This is a genomic window from Streptomyces boninensis (genome assembly GCF_048572725.1).
Classification (GTDB): Bacteria; Actinomycetota; Actinomycetes; order Streptomycetales; family Streptomycetaceae; genus Streptomyces; species Streptomyces boninensis.
The window spans coordinates 2,636,304-2,660,961 of sequence record NZ_CP183837.1 but is presented as its reverse complement, the minus strand read 5'-3'; the positions used below and the strand labels follow the sequence as shown (position 1 = coordinate 2,660,961).

Genomic DNA, 24,658 nt, shown 5'->3' with positions numbered 1-24,658 from the left:
TCACAGCCACTCACGCTCGATTCACAGCCACCCACCCCCGACTCACAGCCACCCCGCGCCCTGAGAGATCCGGATGGCGTCCACCCGGTTCCTGGCCCCGGTCTTACGGGTGATGGCGGCCATGTAATTGCGCACCGTGCCCGACGTCAGGTGCAGCTTCCGGGCGATCTCGGCCACCGTGAGCCCTTCGGCCGCGAGTGACAGCACGCTCAGCTCCCGCTCGGTGAGCGGCGCCCTGGTCGCGTCCATGAAGCTGAGCGCGAGGCTGTCGTCGATGTAGCGCTCTCCCTTCGCCAGCAGCCGGATCGCCTCGACCAGCCGGTCGGGGTGCGCGTCCTTGCCGACGTACCCCTGGGCGTCGGCGTCGTAGGCACGCCGCAGCACCCCCGGCCGCCCGGCCGAGACGAGCACCAGCAGCGCGCACCCCGGATACGCGCCGCAGCACGCCGACACCTTGGCCGCCGCGGCCAGCCCGGTGGCGCCGGGACCCTCCGGGTCCACCACGCATACATGCGGCAGCAGTCGGCGAGCCGCCTGCCCGGCCTCGGCGCTCGGGACGGCGACGACGTCGAGGTCGAGCTCTCGTTCCAGCAGCGCGGCCAGCGCCGACCGCATCAGACATTCATCGTGCACAAGAAGAACGCGGATCACGCCCTGCTCCCTAGCCCCACCCTGCTATCACTACGGAGTCTTGCCCGCTTATTACTACCTGCGGCGACGGCGCTTGGAAAACGGCAAATCGGCCATGCGGTGGTGAGTGGTGCAAGGGGGGCGCTCGACTACCTTCTGCACGCCCCTTGTCGTTTCCGGCGCTACGGCTGCAAGCCCTCAGGCTCTACGACCGCACCCCGCAGGCTCTACGACCGCTCGCCCGCCGTCAGGTCGATCAGCCGGCAGGCCATCGCAATATCGATCTTGACCTGGGCGATCGACGCGCGCCCCGACAGCCAGGTGATCAGCGCGGAGTGCCAGGTGTGCTCGATGACGCGGACCGCGGAGAGCTGCTCAGGCGTCGGCTCACCCTCGATCCCCATCGCGTCCAGGATGATCGCCGTCGTGTGCCGCGAGACCGTATCCACCTCCGGACTCACCGACCGGTCGGCGAACGTCAGCGCCCGCACCATCGCATCCGCCAGATGCGGCTCCCGCTGCATGGCGCGGAAGGCGCGCATCAGCGTCTCCGCGACCCGCGCCCCCGGGTCGGTCTCCTCCGGCGGCCGCTTCTGCAGCGTCTCGTGCAGCTGCTGCAACTGGTCCTGCATGGTCGCCACCAGCAGGTGAATCTTGGAGGGGAAGTAGCGGTACAGCGTGCCCAGCGCCACCCCGGCCTTCTCCGCGACCTCGCGCATCTGCACCGCGTCGAAGCCGCCGCGCCCCGCCAGCTGCGCGCTGGCGTGCAGGATGCGGCGGCGGCGGGCCTCCTGCCGCTCGGTGAGCGCGGGGCCGGCAGCCGGGGCGGCCGCGGCCGGTCTGGCTGCCTGGGTCATGTGGTTCCCGCTTTCCTACGGTTCCATCGGTCACGGCGCGACGCCCGTGCCGCCCGTGGCGCAACAGGATGGCAGGGAGCCGGCGGGTGTCGCGAATCACCTGGTGCGGCCCGTCCACCAGAGGCTACGGGCGGGTAGATTCAGGCTCCGAAAGACCGGAGCTGAAACTTGTTCTACCTTACCGTGACCCGTTACGCTCCGGCGGAAACGCTGTGAGAAGGGGGCCGCGAGTGGCCGCAGATGAACCGCTGCGCATCGCGTTGCTCAGCTATAAAGGCAACCCCTTCTGCGGCGGCCAGGGCGTCTACGTACGCCATCTGTCCCGCGAGCTCGCCCGCCTCGGCCACCGCGTCGAGGTCATCGGCGCCCAGCCGTACCCGGTCCTCGACGAGCACGAAGGCGTGACCCTCACCCGCCTCCCGAGCCTCGACCTCTACCGGCAGCCGGACCCCTTTCGCACCCCGAAGCGCGACGAGTACCGCGACTGGATCGACGCCCTCGAGGTCGGCACGATGTGGACCGGCGGCTTCCCGGAACCGCTCACTTTCAGCCTGCGCGCACGCCGCCATCTCGCCGCGCGCCGCGGCGACTTCGACGTCATCCACGACAACCAGACGCTCGGCTACGGCCTTCTCGGCGGCCCCCGCGCCCTCGGCGCACCGCTGGTCACCACCGTCCACCACCCCATCACCGTCGACCGGCAGCTGGAGCTGGACGCCGCCGAGGGCGTCAAGCGGCGCGCTTCGGTGCGGCGTTGGTACGGCTTCACGCGGATGCAGGGCCGGGTGGCCCGGCGGCTCGGCTCGGTGATCACCGTATCGGGGTCGTCGGCCGCGGAGATCAGCGCCGACCTGGGCGTGCGCCGCGAGCGCATCCACGTCGTCCCCATCGGCGCCGATACGGACCTGTTCGCGCCCGACCCGTCGGTACGGGAAGTGCCCGGCCGCATCGTGACCACGTCCAGCGCCGACGTACCGCTGAAGGGCCTGGTCCACCTCGTCGAGGCGCTGGCCAAGGTCCGTACCGAGGTGCCCGAGGCGCATCTGGTCGTCGTCGGCAGGCGCGCGGACGACGGCCCGGTCGCGACGGCGATCGAGCGCTACGGCCTCGGCGGCGCGGTCCGCTTCGTCAAGGGCATCAGCGACGCCGAGCTGGTCGACCTGATACGCAGCGCGCAGGTCGCCTGCGTGCCGTCGCTGTACGAGGGCTTTTCGCTGCCCGCGGCGGAGGCGATGGCGACGGGCACGCCGCTGATCGCCACGACGGGCGGCGCGATCCCGGAGGTCGCGGGACCGGACGGGGAAACGTGCCTGGCGGTGCCGCCGGGGGAGGCGGGGGCGCTGGCGACCGGCCTTGGCCGACTGCTTACGGATCCGGCGTTGCGCGTGCGACTGGGTGCCGCGGGCCGAGAGCGTGTGCTGGCCAAGTTCACGTGGGCCTCGGCGGCCAGGGGGACGGCGGACCACTATCGCGCGGCGATCAACGCGGCCGGGAGCCGCAGGCGCCCGCGCCCGACTGCCCCCGCCGCAGGCGCTGCAAGCGCCGCCGCCGACGCCCAAGTGCCGCTGGCGGGCGGAAGGGCCGCCTTCGGGCGGCACCCGTCCCACGGAGAGCGGCCCGGCGGCCGCCAGGCCGACCCGCACCGAGACCGACCCGCGCGCACCCCGGAGCGGGTCACCGCAGACCAGAAGGGCAACACCCCGTGCTGACAGTCGACTTCACAAGGTTCCCGCTCGCCGCAGGCGACCGCGTGCTGGATCTGGGCTGCGGGGCCGGGCGGCACGCCTTCGAGTGCTACCGGCGCGGGGCTAAGGTCGTCGCCCTCGACCAGAACGCCGAGGAGATCCGCGAAGTCGCCAAGTGGTTCGCCGCCATGAAGGAGGCGGGGGAGGCCCCCGCCGGCGCGGAAGCCACCGCCATGGAAGGCGACGCACTCGCCCTCCCCTTCCCCGACGACTCCTTCGACGTCGTCATCATCTCCGAGGTCATGGAGCACATCCCCGACGACAAGGGCGTGCTCGCCGAGATGGTCCGGGTCCTGAAGCCCGGCGGCCGCATCGCCGTCACCGTGCCGCGCTACGGCCCGGAGAAGGTCTGCTGGGCGCTCTCCGACGCGTACCACGAGGTCGAGGGCGGCCACATCCGCATCTACCGCGCCACCGAGCTCCTCGCCAGGATGCGCGAGGCCGGCCTCAAGCCGTACGGCACCCACCACGCCCACGGCCTGCACTCCCCGTACTGGTGGCTGAAGTGCGCCTTCGGCGTCGACAACGACAAGGCGCTGCCGGTGCGCGCGTACCACAAGCTGCTGGTCTGGGACATCATGAAGACCCCCGTGATCAGCACCGCCACCCGGGCCGCCGAGCGCGCGCTCGACCCCTTGATCGGCAAGAGCTTCGTGGCGTACGCGACCAAGCCGCACCTGCCCGAGGCGGCTGCCGAGTGACGTCACCCGGTCGTACCGAACGGCTCGCCCTCACCGGCGTCCTCACCGCGGCCGAGGCCGCCGCCACCGTCTCCGGCATCCTCGCGGTGCAGTGCGCGGACGGCGCGATCCCGTGGTTCCGCGGGCACCACCTCGACCCGTGGGACCACATCGAGGCCGCGATGGCGCTGGACGCCGCCGGGGAGCATGCGGCGGCCGAGGCCGCGTATGACTGGCTGGCGGCGCATCGGCTGCCGGACGGCTCGTGGTACGCGGCGTACGCCGACGGCGACGCGGCCCGGCCCACCGACCGCGGCCGGGAGACCAACTTCTGCGCGTACATCGCGGTCGGCGTCTGGCACCACTACCTGTCCACCGGCGACGACAGCTTCCTCGGCCGGATGTGGCCGGCGGTGCGGGACGCCGTCGAGTTCGTGCTGGCGCTGCAGCAGCCGGGCGGGCAGATCGGCTGGAAGCGGGAAGCCCCCGAAAAAGGCGCCGCCGCGCTCACCGACGCCCTGCTCACCGGCTCCTCCTCGATCCACCAGGCGCTGCGCTGCGCCCTCGCCATCGCCGAGCGGCGCGGCGAGCCGCAGCCGGACTGGGAGCTGGCGGTCGGGCAGCTCGGGCACGCCATCCGGCGGCACCCCGAGCGCTTCCTCGACAAGGACCGCTTCTCGATGGACTGGTACTACCCGGTCCTCGGCGGCGCCGTCACCGGGGCCGCCGCCAAGGAGCGGATCGACGCCGACTGGGACCGCTTCGTCGTGCCCGGGCTCGGCGTCCGCTGCGTCTCCGACCGGCCGTGGGTGACCGGCGGCGAGAGCGCCGAGCTGGCCCTCGCCCTGTGGGCCATGGGGGACCGGGACCGGGCGCACGAGATCCTGCGCTCGATCCAGCACCTGCGGGCGGCCGACGGCATGTACTACACCGGCTACGTCTTCGAGGACGACGCCATCTGGCCCGCCGAGCTCACCGCCTGGACCGCGGGCTCACTGCTGCTGGCCGTGGCCGCACTGGGGGGAGACAGCGCGACCACGGCAGTCTTCTCGGGTACGGAGCTGCCGACCGGGCTCCGGGTGGAGCCGGACTGCTGCTAGAAGCGGCGCACCGCCTTCGCCAGGGCATGCCCGACGGCGAGGTACACGATCGCGGCGATGCCGTAGTTCAGCAGCACGCGCCACCAGTTGGGGTCGACCACGAACATGTCGCGCGACCAGCCGGCCAGCCAGCGGGCCGAGTCCTGGATGAAGTCGACGAGGCTGTTGCCCTGATTCGCGTCGAGCACGTACATCAGGATCCACAGCCCGATCACCAAGGCCGCGATGTCAGCGATGACCGCAATGGCGATGGCTGCCGGGTTTCCTCCGTAGTGCCTCGTGTGTGTGGCCATAAGTGTCGGGTAGCCGCTTTGGGGCCGGACAAACACTCCAATGGCGGGCCTGAGTGGCCGTCGCCACCGCGGCGGGCGAACCTGCGGGGGAGATGCACCCGCCCCGCCCTGGAGGCCCTTCATGCGCCGGATAGCCCTCGCCCTGATGCTCTGCTGCGCCCTGCTCGCCGGGGGTACGGCGTGCAGCAACAGCCCCGACCGGGAGGCGGGGGCGGGATCGGCGAACAGCACGAGCAAGCCGGAGCGGGAGAAGTACAACCGCGCCAAGTTCGTGGCCAACGCGGGCCTGGCGGCCGGCGCCGCGTACCAGTGGCTGATCAAGCCGTACCGCGCCGATAAGTTCCAGAAGGGCGCCAAGGGCCGCACCTTCACCCTGATCAAGGCGGGCGTGGCCGGCGCCTTCGCGTACAACCGGCTCAAGGCCGCGCAGAAGAACGCCAAGGGCGACCCGGTGCTGACCAAGGCCCTCGCGCCGGTCACCGGGAGCATCGAGTCCCTCAAGGGCATGACCTCGAAGTTCCGCAAGGGCAATGCGACGGAGGCGGACGTCAAGCAGTACGAGGACGTCCTCAACAACATCAAGGGCGCGGGCAAGGACGCGGGCCTGAACGTGGTCAACCGCGTCCCGACCACCAGCCAGCTCAACGGGGGCTGACGCCACCCGCCCGGCGCCCGTAGTGTGCCCGGCATGCCTCACCTCGCGCACGAGCGCTACTGCACCGAAGTCACCGCCCAGACCACCCTGCTGCGCGACGCCGTACGCGCCACGGACCTGGGCGCGCGGGTGCCGACGACCCCTGACTGGGACCTGGGTGAGCTGGCCGTGCACGTCGGCGGCGCGCACCGGTGGGCGGCGGTGCTGGTGTCCAGCCGCGCCGAGCGCGACATCCCTGACGACGAGGTGCCCGGCTTCTACGGGCCGGAGCCCAGGGAGCCGGGGGCGCTGGACTTCTGGCTGGCGGAGGGCGCCGAGCTGCTGGCGAACGCGCTGCGCGAGGCCGGTCCCGATACCCCGGTGTGGTCGTGGGCGCCCGGGCGGCGGACGGCCGGATTCTGGGCGCGGCGGATGACGCACGAGACGGTCGTGCACCGGGCCGACGCGGCCGGGGCGGTGGGGCCGGACTTCGACGTGGCGCCCGAGGTCGCCGCCGACACCCTCGACGAGTGGCTGGAGATCCTCGACCTGGCGCAGCGCGAGGAGGACGACGAGGACCTGGCCGCCCTCCGCGACCCGTCCCTGGCGGGCCGTACGCTCCATCTCCACGCCACGGACGCGCCGGACGCGGAGTGGCTCATCGAACTCGGCGAGAGCGGCTTCACCTGGCAGCGCGCCCACCACAAGGCGGATGTGGCCCTGCGCGGACCGCTCGCGGACGTGCTGCGGGTCTTCTACCGCCGGCTGCCCGCGACCAGCCCCCGGGTGGAGGTCCTCGGCGACGCCAAGCTTCTGGACACCTGGCTGGAACGGGCCTCCTGGAACTAGGAGTTGAGCTCGGCAAGCGCCCGCAGGGTCGGCAGGTCGGGGGCGGTGACCAGAAGATCCGTCACCAGCCCCTTCCGCCACAGCTCCAGCCGCTCGGCGATCCGGGCCCGCGGCCCGACGAGCGAGATCTCGTCGGCGAAGGCATCCGGCACGGCGGCGATCGCCTCGTCCCGGCGGCCCTCCGCGAACAGCTCCTGGATATGCCGGGCTTCGGCCTCGTAGCCCATCCGCGCCATCAGGTCGGCGTGGAAGTTGCGGGACGCGTGGCCCATGCCGCCGATGTAGAAGCCGAGCATCGCCTTTACGGGGAAGAGCCCCTCGGCGACGTCGTCGCGGAGCTGGGCGCGGACCAGCGGCGCGATCATGAAGCCGTCGCGCAGGCCGGTCAGCGAGGCCTCGTAGACGTCGGTACGGAACGGGGACCAGTACAGCGGCAGCCAGCCGTCCGCGATCCGCGTCGTCTGCGCGATGTTCTTCGGGCCCTCCGCGCCCAGGAGGATGGGGACCTCGGCGCGCAGGGGGTGGGTGATGGGCTTGAGCGGCTTGCCGAGGCCCGTGCCATCCTCGCCGCGGTACGGGTGCGCGTGGAAGCGCCCGTCGAGCTCCACCGGGCCCTCGCGGCGCAGCGCTTGGCGGATCACCTCCACGTACTCCCGGGTGGCGGTGAGCGGGCTGCGGGGGAAGGGCCGCCCGTACCAGCCCTCCACCACCTGCGGCCCGGAGAGCCCGAGGCCGAGCATCAGGCGGCCGCCGGAGAGGTGGTCGAGGGTGATCGCGTGCATGGCGGTGGCGGTGGGCGTACGGGCCGCCATCTGCACGATCCCGGTGCCGAGGCGGATGCGTTCGGTGTGCGCGGCGATCCAGGTGAGCGTGGTGAACGCGTCGGAGCCCCAGGCCTCCGCGGTCCACACGGAGTCGTAGCCGAGGCGCTCGGCTTCACGGGCGAGGTCGGTGTGCTGGGCGTTGGGGCCGCGACCCCAGTAGCCGAGTGCGAGTCCCAGGCGCATATCTGACGGTGTATCAGTTATGCCTGGACAAGACAATGGCCCCCCGCCCGTCGAGCCGGGCGGGGGGCCGCTGTTCAGGCGGTGTGTCCAGGCGTCAGCCGCGCTGGATGCCGCTGGTGTCCTGCAGGACGCCGCGGCGGCCGTCCTGGGTCTGCGCGATCAGCGCGGGGCCGCGCTGGTCGACGGCCAGGTACCAGATGCCGGGCGCGAGCTCGGCGACCTGCGCGTTGGAGCCGTCCTCCGCGAAGAGCGGGCGGGCGGCCGGGACCGCGAACCAGAACGGGGCGAACGAGCCGCCACCGCCGGCCGGCGGGGCGTCCTGCCGCTGCGGGGCGCCGGGGCCACCGGGACCGCCCGGGCCGGGCTGCGGGGCGCCGCCGTACGCGGGCTGCGGCTGCTGCTGGCCGTACGGCTGACCCGGACCGGGCTGGCCGCCCTGCGGGCCACCGGGGTAGCCGTAGCCGGGCTGGCCGCCCTGCTGCGGGTAACCGCCCTGCATCGCGGGCTGGTTGGGGGAGCCGAGGAGCGGAGCCTTGAAGGCCGGGATGACATTGGTCAGGATCGCGCCCGCCGCAATGGCGAGGGTGCCGAGCAGGGCGAGCCAGGCGCCCATGCCGGCGCCGGCCTCATCGGCGTCGGCGGCACCACCCGGCAGCTGGATGATCGACCACAGCGCGCTCAGCAGCGCGCCGGCCGCCAGGCCCGTGCCGACCTGGTCGAGGGCGAGGCCCGCGGGCTTCTTGCCCTCGGGCTGCATGCGGCCGATGACGATGAGGATGGCGGCGATGATGCCGGCGATGAAGACCGCCGTGACCGTCGGGTAGATCTTGTCCGACCAGCCGCCGGGCATGTCTTCATTAATCTTGTCGCACGCGTCGGCGGGCGCACCGGACGGGCAGTCCGCGGAGATGAACTTCAGGAACGAGGCGACGATCAGCAGCAACGCGCCGACGAGCACTACGGCGTCGCCTCGGGTGAGTGAGCGGATATTCACGAGTTGTCCTTTGCGGGTCTTGGTCGTTGTCGCTGTCGCCTGTGTCCCGTACGGGCCGCCGCCGGCGCCATCCGGGCACGGTGCGACATCGTACGGGTTATAGATCTACGTACGAGAAGACGGGCCCATGTACATCGCTGTCACCTCTCCCCCTGTTCCCCCGTCATGTACAGCTTTTCGTCACTACCCCTGGAGATACGCCCTGATGCCATCGGCGATCCCGTGCGCCGCCCGCTGCCGCCAGCCGGCGTCGGACAGGCGGGCGGCTTCGGCTGCGTTGCGCATATTGCCGCATTCGATGAAGACTTTGGGCGCCTTCGACAGATTGAGACCGCCGAGATCCGAACGCACCGTATAGCCCTTGCCGCCGCCGGTGTAATTCGAGTAGCGGCTGCCGGTGTCCTTCGCGAAGTGCTCCAGCACCGACTCGCCGAGCTTGCGCGAGTCGGCGGCGATGGGGCGGGTGTCCGCCGCGCCCTCGTGGACCGGCGCGGGGAAGATCACATGGAAGCCGCGGTCGCCGCTGCTGCCGGCTCCATCCGCGTGGATGGAGATGACGGCGTCGGCCTTGGCCTTGTTGCCGATTTCGGCGCGCTCGTCGATGCACGGCCCGTACGCACGCTTGCCGTTGTGGGTGAGCTTGACGGTCGCGCCCTGCGCGCTGAGCAGCCGCTCGGTGCGGCGGGTCACGTCGAGGGTGAACTCGGCCTCGCTGTACCCGTCGTTCGTGGCGGCGCCGGTGGTGTCGCATTCCTTGCGGGCGGTGCCGATGTCGACCTTGCGGTTGATCTCCGCGGTGTGGTCGCGGTTGTTGGGGTTGTGCCCCGGGTCGAGGACGACGACCTTGCCGGCGAGCGGTTTCTTGTCCGTCTGCGGCTTTACGGAAGAAGGCGGGCTGCTGTCTTTTTTGCCCTCGTTATCCGCGGATGCCGATGTCCCCGGTTTTGCGTCTTGCGACCCGCCGTCCGAATCGCCCACCGCCTGCCACGCCAGATAGCCCGCGAAACACACGGGCACCGCAGGCGCGAGGAGGAGGACGGCGCGGAAGCGCCGGTTCTGCATGGACACGGAGCGACCGTAGCAGGGTGGTCAGACACCCTGCCCGGTACGTCGCAGCACCCGTAGCGAGCGTGTGGCGGAGATCTCGGTGAAGGCGCCGGAACCGAGGGCGCGGCGGTAGATCCGGTACGGGGCCTGGCCGCCGTCGGCGGGGTCCGCGAACACGTCGTGGAGGAGGAGCAGGCCGTCCTCGGCGAGGTGCGGGGCCCAGCCCTCGTAGTCGGCGGTGGCGTGCTCGTCGGTGTGCCCGCCGTCGATGAAGACGAGGCCGAGCCGGCTGCCCCAGTGCGCGGCGGCCTGCGGCGAGCGGCCGACGAGGGCGAGGACGTGGTCCTCCAGGCCCGCGCGGTGCAGGGTGCGGCGGAAGGTGGGGAGGGTGTCCATCAGGCCGAGCTCCGGGTCGACCAGGGTGGTGTCGTGGTACTCCCAGCCCGGCTGCTGCTCCTCGCTGCCGCGGTGGTGGTCGACCGTGACGGCGATCACCTGGGACTCGCGGGCGGCGGCGGCCATCAGGAGGGTCGAGCGGCCGCAGTAGCTGCCGACCTCGAGCAGCGGCAGCCCGAGCCGGCCGGCGTCGAGGGCGGCGTCGTAGAGGGCGAGGCCCTCGTCGAGCGGCATGAAGCCCTTGGCGGCTTCGAAGGCGACGAGGACGTCGGGCTTGGGCTGGGGGGACATGCGCGTCACCTTAAGGCCTCGGCGGGAAAGCCTCGGTGGGAGGTCTGGCTCCTTCGGGCCGTCCCTGTTAGCGTCCGCGCCCACTGGTCATACATTCATCCAGCTTCTGTATGAATGGAGCGGCGCATGCGAGGCAAGACGGCCGTGGTGCTCGGCGGCAGCGTGGCGGGCCTGTGCGCCGCCGGGGTGCTGGCGCGGCATTTCGACGAGGTGATCGTCCTGGAGCGGGACCGGCTCCCGCCCGGCGCGCAGCACCGGCGGGGCGTACCGCAGAGCAAGCACCCGCACTTCCTCCTCAACTCCGGGCGGCGGGCGATCGGCGAGATCTTCCCCGGGTTCGAGGAGGCGCTGATCGCCGCGGGCGGGCTGCACCTGATGCCGTCGATGGACGCGGCGTACTGCGAGAACGACGGCTGGGCGCCGCGCAAGGCCGGGTCGATGACGATGGTCTACAGCTCCCGGGTGCTCATCGAGCGGGTGCTGCGCGACAAGGTCCGGGAGCTTCCGGCGGTCGAGATCCGCGAGGGCGTGACGGTCACCGGGCTCCGTACCGGCGGGCGCGTCGAGGGTGCCGACTACCGCACGGACGACGACGGCGCCGGGCACCTGCCCGCCGATCTGGTCGTCGACGCCCTGGGCCGCGGCTCGCCCGTCGCCGCCTGGCTGACCGAAGCGGGCTGGCCCGCGCCGCCCGAGAAGACCCTCGACGCCAAGGTCACCTACACGTCCCGCTGGTACGACCTGCCCGCCCTCCGCCCGCCCGAGTGGTGGTGGCAGCACCTCGTCGTCACCCCGACCCAGGCCACCGGCGCGCACCCCGAGGAGCACGACTTCCTCAGCAACTTCTTCCCGATCGAGGGCGACCGCGCCATCGTCTGCATGGGCTCGTGGGGCATCCCCATGCCGCGCGAGACCGCCGCCTTCGAGGCGGCGGCCGACCGCGTACGGGCCGCGGCCTTCGGGCAGGCGACCCGCGCCTGCACCCCGTCCTCCGAGGTCCACCTCACCCGCTCCACCGGCAACCGGTGGCGCCGCTTCGACCTCCTCGACCGGCCGCCGCTCGGCCTGGTCAGCATCGGCGACTCGATCTGCGCCTTCAATCCGTTCTACGCCCAGGGCATGAGCTCGGCGGCCCGGTCGGCGCTGATCCTCGCCGAGCTGCTGTCCGGCCGCGACGCCCTCGACGCCGCCTTCTTCCGCGAGTTCCTCGCCCGGCAGAAGAAGTCCCTGGACGTCCCCTGGATGCTGGCGATGGCCCGCGACCAGGCGTACGACTTCGCGGCCGGGACCGAGACCATCGCCCCCTGGCGGCGCCGGCTGGCCGCGCGGATGAGCTGGCCGGTCTTCAACGCCATCACCGCCACCAGCCGCGAGGACGCCTACGTCGAGCGGACCTTCGCCCAGGTCTTCAACCTCGACAAGTCGCTCCGGCAGCTGGCCACCGACCCGCGCTTCTGGTTCGGCATCGCCCGCTACAAGCTGCGGCAGCGGCTCGGGCGCACGGTCGTACCGGGCGGCTTCGACGACCAGCAGGACCCGCCGGGCACGGACTACACCGACGCGACCCGAGGAGCGAGCCATGGCCAACCCGTGCGACCCGGCAGCCGAACGCCTCGCTGACCGGCTCGGCTTCTCCTGCCACGACGCGCACCCCGTCGTGGACTTCCGCAGCCCCTTCGGGCTGGAGAGCGGCACCATGCCGTTCCTGGAGCTGCTCGTCATCTTCGGCGCGGTCTTCGCCTTCGTCCACGCCTGGCGGCGGTGGCGGCGCGACGGCGACCCGGTCAACATCGCGCTGTGGTTCGCGTCCGTCGTCTACCTGGCGGTGATCGAGCCACCGCTCTACTTCCCCGGCTGGTTCGGCCTGGAGGAGCACGTCGGGCTGATCTTCTCCCACAACGTGTTCACCGTGCAGTTCATGTACGACCGGCTGCCGCTCTACATCGTCGCCTTCTACCCGGCCCTGTCCCAGCTCGCGTACGAGCTGATCCGCACCCTCGGCGTCTTCGCCCGCCGTGGCCCGCTCGCCGGCTCGCTGGCGGTCGCCTTCGCCTGCCAGGTCTTCTACGAGGTCTTCGACCAGCTCGGCCCGCAGCTGCGCTGGTGGGCCTGGAACCCGGACAACCCGAAGATCAACGAACCGGCGCTCGCCTCGGTCCCGATGAACAGCATGCTCCTCTTCGCCTCGGTGTCCTTCGGCGCGATGACGTACCTCGTCGTCCGGCTCGTCGGCGCGCGGGACGGCCGCGGCCCGCTCACCGGCCGGCAGCTCAGCCTGCGCACGGTCGCCGCCGGAGTGGTGACCCCGCTGGCGATGACCATCGTCAGCGCACCCAGCGGCGCCTTCCGCGGCGAGGACCAGCTCGGCGTCCAGCGGGCGATTCTCGCCACCGAGCTAGCGGTCGTCTGGATCATCGGCCTCTGGCTCCTCGCCGACGCCTGGCGCGCCCGCCGTACGGACCAGGACCCGGTCCCGGCACCGCGGTTCGCGCGCACGTACCCGCCGCTCTTCCTCGGCGTCCACCTGATCCTCTGGGCGGCCGCGCTGCCCGACTGGTTCGCCGCGGACGACGGCCGCACCGACCAGGGCACCCCGACCGGCAGCCTCTGGTACGTCGCCCTGTGCACCACCGCCGCGACCGGCCTCATCGTCGCCGCGCTCCGCGCCACCGCGCCCCGGGCGGCCCCGCGGCCTGTGCCATCCTGAGCCCATGGGGCACCACGGCTGGGGAGGCCGGCCGCCGGCGTCGGACGCCGAGGGCCGGCAGCGCATCATCGACGCGACCGTCCGCTGCATCGACCGGCACGGCGTACAGAAGACGACCCTCTCCGATGTCGCCGCCGAACTCGGCGTCACCCGCCAGACCGTCTACCGCCACTTCGGCAGCATCAGCGACATCTTCGGCGAGGTGGCGGCCCAGGGCGCCGACGCCTTCGTCGAGCGGCTCATCGCACACCTGCAGGGCAGCAAGGACCCGGCCGAGGCGGTCGTCGAGGGCATCGTCTTCTGCGTACGGACCATCCCCGCCGACCCGCGCCTGAGCCTCCTGCTGCAGCGCGGCGACACCACCGCCTTCGGCCGCGGCGCCACCACCGGGGACACCATCGCGTACGGCGCCAAGATGCTGCGGCGCTTCCCCGTCGACTGGGCCGCCGCCGGAATCGGCGAGGACGACCTGGGCGGCCTCGCCGAGATCATCATGCGGCTGCTGACCTCGCTGCTGGAGCACCCGGGCGAGACCGCGCAGGACGACGCGAGGCTGCGGGCGCTCCTGCGACGCTGGCTGGCACCGGCGCTCTCCAGGTCCTAGGACCACAGCCCGATCCGGTCCCGGCCGATATCCCGGTGCCCAGCGACGTAACGGGATGTCAGCATGGGGCTCATGGTTCACAGCCCGACGGACGACATCACCGGCATATCCAAGGCGGCAGCCAAGAAGAGACCCCCGCTCTGGCTGCTCCTGGCGGTGACCTGCGCCGGCCAGTTCCTCGTCGTGCTGGACGTCTCCGTCGTCAATGTCGCGCTGCCCTCCATGCGCGCCGACCTGGGCATGTCCGCCGTCGGCCTGCAGTGGGTGGTCAACGCCTACACGCTCACCTTCGCGGGCTTCATGCTCCTCGGCGGGCGGGCCGGGGACCTCTTCGGGCGCAAGCGGATGTTCGTCGTCGGGCTCGCCCTCTTCACCGCCGCCAGCCTCGCCGGCGGCCTCGCGCAGGCGCCGTGGCAGCTGCTCGCGGCCCGCGCCGTGCAGGGCATGGGCGCCGCCGTGCTCGCCCCGTCCACGCTCACCCTGCTCACCGCCTCCGTCCCCGAAGGCCCGGCCCGCGCCCGCGCGATCGGCACCTGGGCCGCGGTCGGCGCGGGCGGCGGGGCCGCGGGCGGGCTGATCGGCGGGGTGCTCACCGACGCGCTGTCCTGGCGCTGGGTGCTCCTCATCAACGTGCCCATCGGCGCGCTCGTCCTCATCGCCGCCATCGTCTGGCTCACCGAGTCCCGGGCCGGCGACGGCCGCCGCCTCGACGTCCCCGGCGCCGTCCTGGTCACCGGCGGCCTCGCGCTCCTCGCGTACGGCATCGTGCAGACCGAGAGCGAAGGCTGGGGCGCCGCCGCCGCGCTGATCCCGCTGCTGCTCGGGCTCGTCGTCCTCGCCGTCTTCCTGCTGGTCGAGGCGCGGACGAAGGCGCCGCTGATGCCGCTGGGGCTCTTCCGGCTGCGGTCGGTGTCCGCCGCCAATACGGCGATGATGGTGTCCGGCGCGGCGATGTTCTGCTCCTGGTACTTCCTGTCCCTCTACACGCAGAACGTCCTCGGCTACACCCCGATCGAGGCGGGCCTGTCGATGGTCCCGCACTCCATCGCCATCGTCGTCGGCTCGAAGCTCGCGCCGCGCCTGGTAGCCGCCACCGGGCCGAAGACCGTCGCCGTCACCGGCATGATGATGTCCGCGGCCGGCTATCTGTGGCAGAGCGCGATGCCGGTGGACGGCGTGTACGTACGGGACATGCTCGGCCCCGGCCTGCTGATGATGCTCGGCGCGGGGCTCGCCACCACGCCCTTGGTCACCGTCGCCACCAGCGGCGTCCAGGCCGCGGACGCGGGTCTGGTCTCGGGGCTGGTGAACACGTCGCGCACGATGGGCGGCTCGCTCGGGCTGTCGATCCTGTCGACGGTCGCGACCTCCCGGATCGGCGGGGGCACGGATCCGGGGGCGCTCACCTCCGGGTACGCGGCGGCGTTCCGTACCGGGACCTTCATGCTCGTCGGGGCGGCGGTGCTGGCGCTGCTGGTGCTGCCGCGGACGCGGAAGGACGCGGCTACCGCCCCATGACGAGACCGTCCTTGCCCGCGCCCCGGCTCAGCACAATCTCGCGGATCCGGTCGCGCGCGTCCTCGTAGCCGTCGGCATCGGCCCCCAGGTTGCGCACCCGCATGTCATCGAGGTCCATCAGCTGCGGCACGAACTCCGCCTTCGACACCCGCCAGCGGCCGCCGTCCTTGCGCGGCGGAGCGAAGGTGAAGCGGGCGACCGAGGACCAGTTGCCGCGCTCGTCGTTGACGCCGTCGTAGTTCGTCATCGCGCCGGCGACCTGGTCGCCCATGCCGTAGACGACCCAGGTGCCGTTGACCTTCTCGTACGGCTGCGGGACATGGGCGTGGGTGCCCAGGATGACGTCGATGTCGCCGGACTTGGTGAGCTCGTCGGCCAGCCGCCGCTGCTTGCTGTCCGGCTGCTCCTCCCACTCCGTGCCCCAGTGCATCGACACCGCCACCACATCGGCGCCGGCGTGGCGCGCGGCCCGGGCGTCGGCGATGATCCGCTCCGGGTCGGTGATGTTGACCGCCCAGGGCTTGCCGGGTGGCAGCGGGATGTCGTTGGTGCCGTACGTGTACGCGAGCTGGGCCACCTTCGCGCCGCCCGCCTTCAGTAGGGCCGGGCGCTGCGCCTCGGCCTTGCTGCGCCCTGAGCCCGCGTGCTTCAGGCCCGCGGCGTCCATGGCGTCGAGGGTGTTCATGATGCCCTCGGGGCCGTCGTCGAGGGAGTGGTTCGAGGCGGTGGAGCAGGCGTCGTAGCCGGTGTCGGCGACGCCCTTGGCCACCGCGGGCGGGGACTTGAACGCCGGATACCCGGTGAACGGGCCGCCGTCCGGGCCGTACACCGTCTCCATGTGGCACAGCGCCACGTCGGCGCGCGACACCAGCGGCCGCACGCCCGCCAGCATCGGCGCGAAGTCGTGCGCCTCGCCGCCGCCGTCGTCCAGCGCCTGCTGGATCACCGTGTCGTGCGGCAGCACGTCGCCGGAGCCGAGGAGCGTGAAGGGCTGGCCTGGCGGGGCCTTCTTCACGGCCGGCGGGCGGGCGTCGTCGGACGGCGCCCCGGCGCAGCCCGCGGCCAGCAGCGTGGCGAGGAGTGCGGCGCAGTGCCGCCGGTGCAGAGCCATGCCTTCATTGCGCTGGATACGCGTAAATCGGATCAAAGGCCCACGCCGCTGAGTCGCCCATGTGGCCCACGTACGGCAGCAATCTGACGATGCGTCAGCCCCCTTCCCAACTCCATCGGCGTGCGTTATACATGCCGCAGCGGCTAGAACGTGTTCTCGTTAGCACGCTCCGGCCGCCCCGATACGACCCCGGCGTGCCGACGGTGCGGACGGCCGCGCCGGGGTCTCGCAAGCCGCCAGCAGCCAGCCGCCGCATCGCAGCCCAGCAGAAGGAGCGCGCGCCCGATGCCCATCGACGCAGCCAAGGCCGTCGCCGCCGAACCCCGCGAGACCCCCGTCGCCTGGAACCACAAAGACGTGCAGCTCTACCACTTGGGCGTCGGCGCGGGCGCGCTGCCGGGCACGGCCACGGACGCGGCCGAGCTGCGCTACACGCTGGAGAACAAGCTGCACGTGCTGCCCTCCTTCGCCACGGTCGCCGGCGGCGGCCTGGCCGGCGCCGGCAGCTCGCTCAACGCCCCCGGCATCGAGGTCGACCTCGCCGCCCTGCTGCACGCCGGCCAGCGCATCGAGATACACCGCCCGCTGCCCGTGAACGGCGAGGCCGTGCAGACCTCCCGGGTCGCCGCCGTCTACGACAAGGGCAAGGCCGCGGTCCTCGTCCTCCGCTCGGAGATCGCCGACGCGGACGGCCCGCTGTGGACGTCCGACAGCCAGGTCTTCGTACGTGGCGAAGGCGGCTTCGGCGGCGAGCGCGGCCCCTCGGCGCGCGTGGAGACCCCCGACCGGGAACCCGACCACACGGTCGAGCGCGCCATCCGCGAGGACCAGGCCCTCCTCTACCGCCTCTCCGGCGACTGGAACCCCCTGCACGCCGACCCCGACTTCGCCAAGCTGGCCGGCTTCGACAAGCCGATCCTGCACGGCCTCTGCTCGTACGGCATCGCCCTCAAGGCCGCGGTGGACACCACCCTGGCCGGCGACGTAACCCGCGTCCGCTCGTACCAGACCCGCTTCGCGGGCGTGGTCTTCCCGGGCGAGACGCTCCGCATCAGGCTGTGGCAGGAGCCGGGCAAGGTCCAGCTCACCGCCACGGCGGTCGACCGCGACGACGCCCCGGTCCTGACGGACACGGTCCTAGAGCACACCTGAGCCGCACCCGGCAGCGTAAGGAGGGCCGGAGTGGAGCGACGCCGCCGAAAAAACCCAGCACCGGACGGCGGATGACCACCACGTTTTTTCGGTGGTGTCGCGGAACTCCGGCCCGGCCCAAGCGCCCCGGCCACCCGGAGAAGGAGGCAGCATGCGCGCAGCGGTATTGCACGAGACAGGCCAGGAGAAGCTCGAGATTCTCGATGATGTCGAAGCCACCGGCTTCGGCCCCGGCAAGGTCCGTATCCGGCTCCGCGTCACCGGGCTGTGCCACTCCGACCTCTCCGCGATGAGCGGCGTGCTGCCGCAGCCCGCGCCGTTCATCCCCGGGCACGAGGGCGCGGGCGAGATCGTCGAGGTCGGCGAGGGCGTCACGTCCGTAGCGACCGGCGATCGCGTCCTCGTCAGCTGGCTCCCCGCCTGCGGAGAGTGCTCCGCCTGCAAGCGCGGCCAGTCCCACCTCTGCCTCACCGGCTTCCTCAACGCGGGCACGCCCAACTTCCAGCGCCCGCAAGGCGACGTCTTCGGCTTCGCCGGCACCGGCACCTTCGCCGAGGAGCTGGTCGTAGACGCCGTCTGCGCGGTGAAGATCCCCGACGACGTCCCGTTCGACGTAGCCGCCCTCATCGGCTGCGGCGTCACGACCGGCCTCGGGGCGGCCATCAACACCGCGAAAGTGGAGCCCGGTTCGGCCGTAGCGGTCATCGGCTGCGGCGGCGTAGGCATCAGCGCCATCCAGGGCGCCAGGGTATGCGGCGCGGCGCAGATCGTCGCCGTAGACCCGGTCGCCTCTCGCCGCGAGGCCGCGCTGCGCTTCGGCGCCACCGAGGCCGTGGCGCCCGACGCCCTCGACGACGCCAAGCAGCGGCTCACCGAGGGCGGCGAGGGCTTCGACTACGTCTTCGAGGTCGTCGGCAGGTCGGCCACCGCCCGTACCGCCTACGACAACACCCGCCGCGGCGGCTCGCTCGTCGTCGTCGGCGCGGGCGCCATGGACGACCACCTGCAGCTCAACATGTTCGAGCTCTTCTTCGACGAGAAGCGCATCCTGCCGTCGCTCTACGGCGGCGACAACGCCCGCCGCAGCTACGAGCGCGCCATCGCGCTCTGGCGCGCGGGCCGGATCGACCTGGCGGGGCTGATCACCCACCGGGTGCCGCTCGCCGACATCAACGAGGCGCTGGACCAGATGCGGACCGGCACGGCGCTGCGCACGTGCATCGAGATCTGAGGGGACACACCACCTGTGGAGCTAGACGGAAAGACCGCGATCGTCACCGGCGCAGGCCGCGGGCTCGGCCGCGCGGAGGCGCTGGAACTGGCGAAGCTGGGCGCGAACGTCGTCGTCAACGACTTCGGCCAGACCGGCCGCGACGGCTCCGGCGAGGCCTCCGCGGGCCCGGCCGAGCAGGTCGCCGAGGAGATCCGGGCGGCCGGCGGCAAGGCGGTCGCGCACACCGGTGACGTAGCGGACTTTGAGCAGGCCAGAGGCCTGATCGGGCTGGCGATCGAGACGTACGGCAGCCTCGACATCCTGGTCAACAACGCCGGCATCCTCCGCGACCGGATGATCTTCTCGATGACGGAGTCGGAGTGGGACACCGTCATCCACGTCCACCTCAAGGGCCACTTCAACACCACCCACTTCGCCGCCGCCCACTGGCGCGAGCTGTCGAAGTCGACAGGCGCCCCGGTCTACGGCCGCATAGTGAACACGTCCTCGGAAGCCTTCCTGGCCGGCTCGGCAGGCCAGCCCAACTACGCGGCCGCAAAGGGCGGCATCGTAGGCCTGACGACCTCAACGGCAGAGGCCCTCCGCAAATATGGCGTCACAGCAAACGCCATCTGCCCCCGAGCCCGCACCCGCATGACGGAAGACGTCTTCGCGGGCTTCGCGGAAGCCGAGAAAGGCAAACTGGACCCCCTCGCCCCAGAACACGTCTCCCCACTGGTCGGCTACCTCACCACCCCGGCAGCCGCCCGCATCTCCGGCCAGGTCTTCGTCGTCCACGGCGGCATGGTCGCGCTCCTGGAACGCCCCCGGGTGGCAGCAAAGTTCGACACAAAGTCCGAGTCCTTCTCCTACGAGGAACTCGACGCCACCCTCACCCCGTACTTCGCCGACCGCCCGGAAAAGGAGTCATTCGCGGCGGCGGAGGTGCTGGGGCTGAAGCACGAACGGGGGTAGCCGGCCGCTACCCCTTGAGAACGTACTTGCAGTAGCCGGCGCCGCTCTTCGCGGTTGCCGGTTGCTCTGCGACAGTCTTGCCGTCCACCTTGATGACACACGAGCCCTTCTTGAGGAACCCGTCGTCCTGCAGGGCAGGGCCAGGAACGAGGGCAAGTTCGGCGCCCCGCTTGGCCTCGACCCCCTGAAGCTTGATCTCGACGGTCTTCGTCCAGGGCAGGGTGACCTTCTCGCCGAAATGGTTGATGTCGACCCCGGCGTTATACGTCACCGGCGACTCACCTTTGCCGCCGCCGACCTCGAATGTCACCTTGTACGTCCTGCCCTTGTCGGCAGGCTTGCTCGACTTGGTCGAGGACTTCGCGTCGGACTTCTTGCCGCCGTCCGCGGAATCCTCACCTCCGCACCCCGAAACCAGAACAACGACGGCGATGGCTGCTCCGGCGATAGCCGTGAAACGCATGGTGACCCTCCCGTTGACTGATACAGCAGGGGTCACCATGTCATGTTCCCGGGCCGTCCGGGTTCAATTCAGGCCCATATCTCGCAATGGTGCCGGGCTGCGAAGTCCCCCGATATCCGCGGGCCGCCCGCCGGGGCGGTCTGCAGGGTCAGGACCTTGCCGGGGGCGCGGGACTGTTCCGGCATGGCCGGGAGGCCCGGTGCCGTGGGCTTTCCGGTGCGGACGAAGGATGACCAGTAGGCCGTCATCTGCCGTGACAGCTGCTTTTCCGCCGTCGTGAACGGGGCGTCGAGGCCGAAATGGCGGAAGAGATACTGGAGTTCGTTCACATGCGTCGCGCCGAAGGGGAATTTCGTATTCAGGTTGCGCAGTGACGCAAACGGCGGCCCGGTCTCGTCGGCGAATTCAAACGCGTAGACCGGGATCGTCCCCGCAAGGCGCTCATCCAGGCGCGCCGCCGGGCACGCCATCAAGTGGTCGCCCGTCGCGGCCGCGTACGCGAGTGTCGGGGTTTCGTACGCGGACAGCGGATACGTGCGCAACACGCGCTCCGCCCGCTCCGCGCCGAAGGCGCCCCGTACCGCCGCCGGATACTGCTCAGCCGTCAGCGGCTTTCCCGCGCCGTCGTACGCGCCGAAGGCGAAGAGCGTGCCCTCGTCGCGATTGGCGCCATTGACCACCGGCACCCGCGGATACTCGCCCGAGGCGAAGGCCGCCGCCGGCTGGCGGGGGAGGAAGGAGCCGCCGGCCACCGGGTTCCAGTCGTGGCCCGACTGGGCCTGCAGCAGGTCGGCGGCCGGCTTCGAGCGCAGGCACGCGGCCGCCGTCGCCGGCTCCGCGCACCCCGCCTTCTTCGCGAAGGCCAGACCATCCGCGTCCGCCGCCGCGCGGGTGCGCGCCGCGCAGTCGCCGTACGCGCCCGACTGGATGATCGCGCCGCGGAAGAGCCCGCGCGCCGTAGGCGAGGCCAGCTGGTCGCAGACCGACTTGCCGCCCGCGGACTCACCCGCGATCGTCACCTTGGCCGGGTCGCCGCCGAAGCGGGCGGCGTTCGCCCGCACCCAGCGCAGGGCCGCCTGCTGATCGAGCATCCCGTAATTCCCGGAGCCCTTCAGGCCCGGCAGCGACAGGAAACCCATCGCGCCCAGGCGGTAGTTCACCGTCACCACGACCGCGCCGGAGGCCGCGGCGAAGGTGTCCGGCACGACATCGGAGCCCGCCCCACCGGTCAGCCCGCCGCCGTGGAACCACACCAGCACCGGCCGGTGCCGCTGCTCGCCGCGCGGCGTGTAGACGTTGAGGCCGAGGCAGTCCTCGGTATGCGTCGGCTGCTCATAGCCCGGATCCCAGCTGGAGCCCTGCACGCAGCGATGCCCGAAGCCGGTCGCATCCCTGACCCCGCTCCAGCGGGCATGCGGCCGCGGCGGCTGCCATCGGCGGTCGCCGACCGGATCGGCGGCGTACGGGATACCGAGGAACTGCCGCCCGAGGCCGGTGACTTCGCCGCGGACGGCGCCCTTGGTGGTCCGTACGACATCGGAGGGGCCGTGGCCCCCCGCCACGGCAGCCGGCAGCGGCACCGCCAGCACGGCCAGGACCGCTAGCAGCAGCCCCGTAAAACGAAGCCTGTCAGTCACGACGACCCACCTCCGCCCGCCCATGCAGCCGCAGATCCCGCGCCGACGCCCCGACCCACACCTCGCGCCGCCCCGTGCCCAGCACCCACCCGTGCTTCTTCTCCGACCATGACGACAGCGTGCTCGCGGATATCCGCACCGTCACCCGCTCCGACCGGCCAGGCTCCAGCTCGACCCGGCGGTATCCGGCCAGCGACCGCACCGCCTGGTCGAGTCGCAGCTCGGGCGAGGGGCCGACGTACACCTGTGGCACATCGGCGCCGGCCCGGCGCCCGGTGTTGCGTACGGTGAAGGACACCTCGAGGCCCCCGTCGGCCGCGGCCTCGACCCGCAGCCGGGAGTACGCGAACGACGTGTACGACAGCCCGTACCCGAAGGGGAACAGCGGCCTGCGGCCCATCTTGTCGAACCACCGGTAGCCGAGGTGAATCCCCTCCGAGTACTCCTCGACCCCGTCCACCCCCGGATAGCGCCGCGCGTCGCCGGCCGTCGCGTGCACGTCGTCGGAGGCCGGATAGCTCTGGGTGAGCCGGCCGCCCGGATTCGCGTCCCCGTACAGCACGTCGGCGGTCGCGCGGGCGCCCTCCTGGCCCGGGTAGTACATCTGCAGCACCGCCGCCGTGTCGCGCAGCCAGGGCATGGCGACGGCGGATGAGGTGTTGAGGACGACGATGGTGTTGGGGTTGGCGCGGGTGACGGCCCGGATCAGGGCGTCTTGATTCCCCGGGAGGGCGATGGTCGTACGGTCCTTGCCCTCGGTCGCGTCCTCGTACGCGAAGACGACGGCGGTGGCTGCTTTGCGGGCGGCCGCGACCGCCTCGGCGACATCCGCCGCCTGAGTGTCGGAGGTGATGCGGGTGAGCCGGAACTGCTGGCCCTCCTTGCCCCCGTCCGCGGTGATCCGCAGGGCGTGCGAGCCCGCGGAGACCTTGACGGCGGTGCGGCGCACGGAGAGTCCGTCCGGGGTGGTGGAGACGACGCCGCCGCTGAAGTACTCGCCGAAGCCCGGGGCCTGCGGGAAGAGCTCCTTCCCGTCCAGCCGCACCTTGGGCCGGTCGGCGGCGGCGCCGCTGAACTGGATCACGAAGGTCCACTCGTCGTCGCTAGCGACGGTGAGCCGGCCTTCGTACGAGAAGGGCTTCCCGGCAGGGATGGCGGCGGCGCCGGTGTGATCGAGGTCGGCGGCTGGGGAGAGCGCTGTGCGCGGGATCGCCTTGCCGAAGATGTCGTCGCCGAGGGCGTAAGTGACCGTGCGGGCGCGTTTCTTGAGCACGTCGAGCGGGCTGTCCGCGCGGTCCGGGATGACGTGTGCGCTGCCGCCGCCGCTGACGAACGGGAGCTCGCCGGTCGGGCCGATGACCGCGAGGCTGCGGGCGGCGGGGCCGGCGAGGGGGAGGGTGTGGCGCTCGTTGCGGAGGAGGGTGGCGCCGGCGACGGCGATCTTGTGCGCGGTCTCGGCGCCGGCGGCGGCGTCGCGCTTCGGGCGCGCGGGGATGGAGCCGTCGAGCAGCCCGAAGCGGTCGAGGACGGCGAGGATGCGCCCGGCGGCGCGGTCGACGAGCCGCTCGGCGACCGTGCCGTCCTGGACGGCCTTCTTCAGCGCGGGGCCGAAGTACTTGTCGTCGGGCATCTCCATGTCGAGGCCGGCGGCGATCGCCTGCGCGGTGGAGTGGGCGGCGTACCAGTCGGTCATCACCCAGCCGTCGAAGCCCCATTGCTCGCGGAGGACGTCGGTGAGCAGGGACTTGTTCTCGCAGGCGAAGGTGCCGTCGACGCGGTTGTACGAGCCCATGACGGCGCCGGAACCGGCCGCGATGGCGGCGGCGAAGGGCCGTAGCTCCATCTCCTGCTTGGTCTGCTCTGCGGCGTGAACGTCGATCGTATTCCGCTCATGCTCCTGGTTGTTGAGCGCGAAGTGCTTGACCGTCGCGATCATGTGCTCGCCCTGGATGCCCTCGATCTCGGCGGCGACCAGGTCGCCGGAGAGCAGCGGGTCCTCGGAGAAGGTCTCGAAGTTCCGGCCCGCGTACGGGGTGCGGATGAGGTTGACCATGGGGGAGAGGAGCACGTCCTGGCCGAGCGCGCGGCCCTCGTGGCCGATCACCTTGCCGTAGGCGCGGGCCAGTTCGGGGGAGAAGGCGGCGGCCAGGAGGATGGGCGCGGGGAGCGCGGTGGCGTGGGCCGTAACGCGGACGCCGGCCGGGCCGTCGGTGAGGCGGATGGCGGGGATGCCGAGGCGGGGGACGCCGGGTATGTAGCCGGCCTGGCCGAGGGAGTCGGGGTCGGTGTGGCCGTGGAGGAGGGAGATCTTCTCGTCGAGGGTGAGGTCGGCGAGGAGGTGCTGGATTCGGTTGGCGGAGACGGAGCGCCCGCCGCCGGTGCCGGTGGCCGAGGCACCGGCGGCGGGCAGTACGGGGGTGGCCGCGGCGGCCACGGCGATGGCGCCGGCGAGGCGGATCGCGTTACGACGGGTGGGCTGAGGTCGGCTCATATCTGCGTGTGCTCCTTCAAGCCTTGAAGCCGCGGATGCATGGTCCGCGGGTGCTCAAGTGGGCGGCTCCGGGCAGCGCTTAGCGCTGCTTACACGTGTCACAAGCAGTGCATGCAGACCGTAGAACCAGGCTGTTGAGCAGTCAATGACTTGAACGCAAGTGGTCGGATGGGTGCTGGGTGTACCTGGGTGCGGGTGAGTACGCGTACTCATGCCGGGCGGCGGCGGCCGTTCCAAGGTGGGGGCCTACGGGGACCGATGAGA

The 24,658-nt window shown here is 71.7% G+C and carries 23 protein-coding genes; 12 read left to right on the top strand and 11 right to left on the bottom strand.

Translation table 11 applies throughout. The annotated features are described in order from the left end of the window. Positions 1 to 42: 42 nt before the first annotated feature. Positions 43 to 651, bottom strand: a complete 609-nt coding sequence (locus ACNNMR_RS12000) for a LuxR C-terminal-related transcriptional regulator (RefSeq protein WP_419994558.1) — start codon at positions 649 to 651, stop codon at positions 43 to 45. Between the two features lie 206 nt (positions 652 to 857). After that, complete coding sequence (locus ACNNMR_RS11995; protein WP_419994557.1) at positions 858 to 1,487, bottom strand: TetR family transcriptional regulator; 630 nt, start codon at positions 1,485 to 1,487, stop codon at positions 858 to 860. 68 nt (positions 1,488 to 1,555) lie between these two features. Between ACNNMR_RS11995 and ACNNMR_RS11990 the strand changes: the two genes are divergently transcribed. The 3 genes from ACNNMR_RS11990 to ACNNMR_RS11980 are packed head-to-tail and all read left to right on the top strand — an operon-like array spanning position 1,556 to position 5,012. After that, a complete protein-coding gene (locus tag ACNNMR_RS11990; RefSeq protein ID WP_419994556.1) occupies positions 1,556 to 3,196 on the top strand; it encodes a glycosyltransferase family 4 protein in 1,641 nt (546 codons plus the stop codon). Continuing rightward, the gene (locus ACNNMR_RS11985) at positions 3,190 to 3,933 is read left to right on the top strand and encodes a methyltransferase domain-containing protein (RefSeq protein WP_419994555.1); all 744 of its coding nucleotides are present in this window, start codon (positions 3,190 to 3,192) and stop codon (positions 3,931 to 3,933) included. The genes ACNNMR_RS11990 and ACNNMR_RS11985 overlap by 7 nt, the downstream gene beginning before the upstream one ends. After that, positions 3,930 to 5,012 (top strand): prenyltransferase, encoded by a 1,083-nt coding sequence (locus tag ACNNMR_RS11980; protein ID WP_419994554.1) that lies wholly within the window; start codon positions 3,930 to 3,932, stop codon positions 5,010 to 5,012. The genes ACNNMR_RS11985 and ACNNMR_RS11980 overlap by 4 nt, the downstream gene beginning before the upstream one ends. Here the strand turns inward: ACNNMR_RS11980 and ACNNMR_RS11975 are convergent. Further along, complete coding sequence (locus ACNNMR_RS11975) at positions 5,009 to 5,305, bottom strand: hypothetical protein (protein WP_419994553.1); 297 nt, start codon at positions 5,303 to 5,305, stop codon at positions 5,009 to 5,011. The two genes, ACNNMR_RS11980 and ACNNMR_RS11975, sit on opposite strands and share 4 nt — an antisense overlap. Before the next feature lie 121 nt (positions 5,306 to 5,426). Between ACNNMR_RS11975 and ACNNMR_RS11970 the strand changes: the two genes are divergently transcribed. Both ACNNMR_RS11970 and ACNNMR_RS11965 read left to right on the top strand, forming a co-directional pair. After that, positions 5,427 to 5,960, top strand: coding sequence for a hypothetical protein (locus ACNNMR_RS11970; RefSeq protein WP_419994552.1), 534 nt, complete (start codon positions 5,427 to 5,429; stop codon positions 5,958 to 5,960). Between the two features lie 33 nt (positions 5,961 to 5,993). After that, the gene (locus ACNNMR_RS11965) at positions 5,994 to 6,788 is read left to right on the top strand and encodes a maleylpyruvate isomerase family mycothiol-dependent enzyme (protein WP_419994551.1); all 795 of its coding nucleotides are present in this window, start codon (positions 5,994 to 5,996) and stop codon (positions 6,786 to 6,788) included. Here the strand turns inward: ACNNMR_RS11965 and ACNNMR_RS11960 are convergent. The 4 genes from ACNNMR_RS11960 to ACNNMR_RS11945 all read right to left on the bottom strand — a co-directional run bounded on the left by ACNNMR_RS11960 (position 6,785) and on the right by ACNNMR_RS11945 (position 10,523). Next, positions 6,785 to 7,795, bottom strand: coding sequence for an LLM class F420-dependent oxidoreductase (locus ACNNMR_RS11960; RefSeq protein ID WP_419994550.1), 1,011 nt, complete (start codon positions 7,793 to 7,795; stop codon positions 6,785 to 6,787). The two genes, ACNNMR_RS11965 and ACNNMR_RS11960, sit on opposite strands and share 4 nt — an antisense overlap. 94 nt (positions 7,796 to 7,889) lie before the next feature. Then, the gene (locus tag ACNNMR_RS11955) at positions 7,890 to 8,789 is read right to left on the bottom strand and encodes a hypothetical protein (RefSeq protein ID WP_419994549.1); all 900 of its coding nucleotides are present in this window, start codon (positions 8,787 to 8,789) and stop codon (positions 7,890 to 7,892) included. Between the two features lie 183 nt (positions 8,790 to 8,972). Next, positions 8,973 to 9,851, bottom strand: a complete 879-nt coding sequence (locus tag ACNNMR_RS11950) for an N-acetylmuramoyl-L-alanine amidase (RefSeq protein WP_420000336.1) — start codon at positions 9,849 to 9,851, stop codon at positions 8,973 to 8,975. Between the two features lie 27 nt (positions 9,852 to 9,878). Further along, a complete protein-coding gene (locus ACNNMR_RS11945; protein ID WP_419994548.1) occupies positions 9,879 to 10,523 on the bottom strand; it encodes a class I SAM-dependent methyltransferase in 645 nt (214 codons plus the stop codon). 126 nt (positions 10,524 to 10,649) lie between these two features. Between ACNNMR_RS11945 and ACNNMR_RS11940 the strand changes: the two genes are divergently transcribed. The 4 genes from ACNNMR_RS11940 (at position 10,650) to ACNNMR_RS11925 (ending at position 15,352) form a co-directional block, all read left to right on the top strand. Continuing rightward, positions 10,650 to 12,143: an NAD(P)/FAD-dependent oxidoreductase gene (locus ACNNMR_RS11940; protein ID WP_419994547.1), complete on the top strand. Its 1,494-nt coding sequence runs from the start codon at positions 10,650 to 10,652 to the stop codon at positions 12,141 to 12,143. After that, on the top strand, positions 12,103 to 13,230 hold the full coding sequence (locus ACNNMR_RS11935) for a hypothetical protein (protein WP_419994546.1): 1,128 nt from the start codon (positions 12,103 to 12,105) through the stop codon (positions 13,228 to 13,230). The genes ACNNMR_RS11940 and ACNNMR_RS11935 overlap by 41 nt, the downstream gene beginning before the upstream one ends. Before the next feature lie 4 nt (positions 13,231 to 13,234). Further along, positions 13,235 to 13,834, top strand: coding sequence for a TetR/AcrR family transcriptional regulator (locus ACNNMR_RS11930; RefSeq protein ID WP_419994545.1), 600 nt, complete (start codon positions 13,235 to 13,237; stop codon positions 13,832 to 13,834). A 72-nt stretch (positions 13,835 to 13,906) separates the two neighbouring features. Then, positions 13,907 to 15,352 (top strand): MFS transporter, encoded by a 1,446-nt coding sequence (locus ACNNMR_RS11925; protein WP_419994544.1) that lies wholly within the window; start codon positions 13,907 to 13,909, stop codon positions 15,350 to 15,352. On the opposite strand, the gene ACNNMR_RS11920 is transcribed toward ACNNMR_RS11925, so the two are convergent. After that, complete coding sequence (locus ACNNMR_RS11920) at positions 15,339 to 16,463, bottom strand: CapA family protein (protein ID WP_419994543.1); 1,125 nt, start codon at positions 16,461 to 16,463, stop codon at positions 15,339 to 15,341. The genes ACNNMR_RS11925 and ACNNMR_RS11920 overlap by 14 nt on opposite strands. 285 nt (positions 16,464 to 16,748) lie before the next feature. Between ACNNMR_RS11920 and ACNNMR_RS11915 the strand changes: the two genes are divergently transcribed. From ACNNMR_RS11915 to ACNNMR_RS11905, 3 genes are all read left to right on the top strand, one after another. Continuing rightward, positions 16,749 to 17,615: a MaoC/PaaZ C-terminal domain-containing protein gene (locus ACNNMR_RS11915; RefSeq protein ID WP_419994542.1), complete on the top strand. Its 867-nt coding sequence runs from the start codon at positions 16,749 to 16,751 to the stop codon at positions 17,613 to 17,615. Between the two features lie 151 nt (positions 17,616 to 17,766). Beyond that, complete coding sequence (locus ACNNMR_RS11910; protein WP_419994541.1) at positions 17,767 to 18,846, top strand: Zn-dependent alcohol dehydrogenase; 1,080 nt, start codon at positions 17,767 to 17,769, stop codon at positions 18,844 to 18,846. 15 nt (positions 18,847 to 18,861) lie between these two features. Then, positions 18,862 to 19,803 (top strand): 3-oxoacyl-ACP reductase, encoded by a 942-nt coding sequence (locus ACNNMR_RS11905; protein WP_419994540.1) that lies wholly within the window; start codon positions 18,862 to 18,864, stop codon positions 19,801 to 19,803. A gap of 7 nt (positions 19,804 to 19,810) precedes the next feature. Here the strand turns inward: ACNNMR_RS11905 and ACNNMR_RS11900 are convergent, their stop codons facing one another. The 3 genes from ACNNMR_RS11900 to ACNNMR_RS11890 all read right to left on the bottom strand — a co-directional run bounded on the left by ACNNMR_RS11900 (position 19,811) and on the right by ACNNMR_RS11890 (position 24,394). Continuing rightward, positions 19,811 to 20,266 (bottom strand): hypothetical protein, encoded by a 456-nt coding sequence (locus ACNNMR_RS11900; RefSeq protein WP_419994539.1) that lies wholly within the window; start codon positions 20,264 to 20,266, stop codon positions 19,811 to 19,813. A 68-nt stretch (positions 20,267 to 20,334) separates the two neighbouring features. Then, positions 20,335 to 21,903, bottom strand: coding sequence for a carboxylesterase/lipase family protein (locus tag ACNNMR_RS11895; protein WP_419994538.1), 1,569 nt, complete (start codon positions 21,901 to 21,903; stop codon positions 20,335 to 20,337). Beyond that, on the bottom strand, positions 21,896 to 24,394 hold the full coding sequence (locus ACNNMR_RS11890) for a beta-glucosidase family protein (protein ID WP_419994537.1): 2,499 nt from the start codon (positions 24,392 to 24,394) through the stop codon (positions 21,896 to 21,898). Before ACNNMR_RS11890 ends, ACNNMR_RS11895 begins: the two co-directional genes overlap by 8 nt. Between the last annotated feature and the right edge of the window lie 264 nt (positions 24,395 to 24,658).

Coding starts and splice junctions, on each gene's coding strand:
- ACNNMR_RS11890 (WP_419994537.1), bottom strand. CDS start 24,394: ATGAGCCGACCTCAGCCCACCCGTCGTAACGCGATCCGCCTCGCCGGC.
- ACNNMR_RS11970 (WP_419994552.1), top strand. CDS start 5,427: ATGCGCCGGATAGCCCTCGCCCTGATGCTCTGCTGCGCCCTGCTCGCC.
- ACNNMR_RS11950 (WP_420000336.1), bottom strand. CDS start 9,851: ATGCAGAACCGGCGCTTCCGCGCCGTCCTCCTCCTCGCGCCTGCGGTG.
- ACNNMR_RS11900 (WP_419994539.1), bottom strand. CDS start 20,266: ATGCGTTTCACGGCTATCGCCGGAGCAGCCATCGCCGTCGTTGTTCTG.
- ACNNMR_RS11990 (WP_419994556.1), top strand. CDS start 1,556: ATGGCAGGGAGCCGGCGGGTGTCGCGAATCACCTGGTGCGGCCCGTCC.
- ACNNMR_RS11940 (WP_419994547.1), top strand. CDS start 10,650: ATGCGAGGCAAGACGGCCGTGGTGCTCGGCGGCAGCGTGGCGGGCCTG.
- ACNNMR_RS11975 (WP_419994553.1), bottom strand. CDS start 5,305: ATGGCCACACACACGAGGCACTACGGAGGAAACCCGGCAGCCATCGCC.
- ACNNMR_RS11960 (WP_419994550.1), bottom strand. CDS start 7,795: ATGCGCCTGGGACTCGCACTCGGCTACTGGGGTCGCGGCCCCAACGCC.
- ACNNMR_RS11920 (WP_419994543.1), bottom strand. CDS start 16,463: ATGGCTCTGCACCGGCGGCACTGCGCCGCACTCCTCGCCACGCTGCTG.
- ACNNMR_RS11930 (WP_419994545.1), top strand. CDS start 13,235: ATGGGGCACCACGGCTGGGGAGGCCGGCCGCCGGCGTCGGACGCCGAG.
- ACNNMR_RS11965 (WP_419994551.1), top strand. CDS start 5,994: ATGCCTCACCTCGCGCACGAGCGCTACTGCACCGAAGTCACCGCCCAG.
- ACNNMR_RS11935 (WP_419994546.1), top strand. CDS start 12,103: ATGGCCAACCCGTGCGACCCGGCAGCCGAACGCCTCGCTGACCGGCTC.
- ACNNMR_RS11945 (WP_419994548.1), bottom strand. CDS start 10,523: ATGTCCCCCCAGCCCAAGCCCGACGTCCTCGTCGCCTTCGAAGCCGCC.
- ACNNMR_RS11910 (WP_419994541.1), top strand. CDS start 17,767: ATGCGCGCAGCGGTATTGCACGAGACAGGCCAGGAGAAGCTCGAGATT.
- ACNNMR_RS11915 (WP_419994542.1), top strand. CDS start 16,749: ATGCCCATCGACGCAGCCAAGGCCGTCGCCGCCGAACCCCGCGAGACC.
- ACNNMR_RS11925 (WP_419994544.1), top strand. CDS start 13,907: ATGGTTCACAGCCCGACGGACGACATCACCGGCATATCCAAGGCGGCA.
- ACNNMR_RS11995 (WP_419994557.1), bottom strand. CDS start 1,487: ATGACCCAGGCAGCCAGACCGGCCGCGGCCGCCCCGGCTGCCGGCCCC.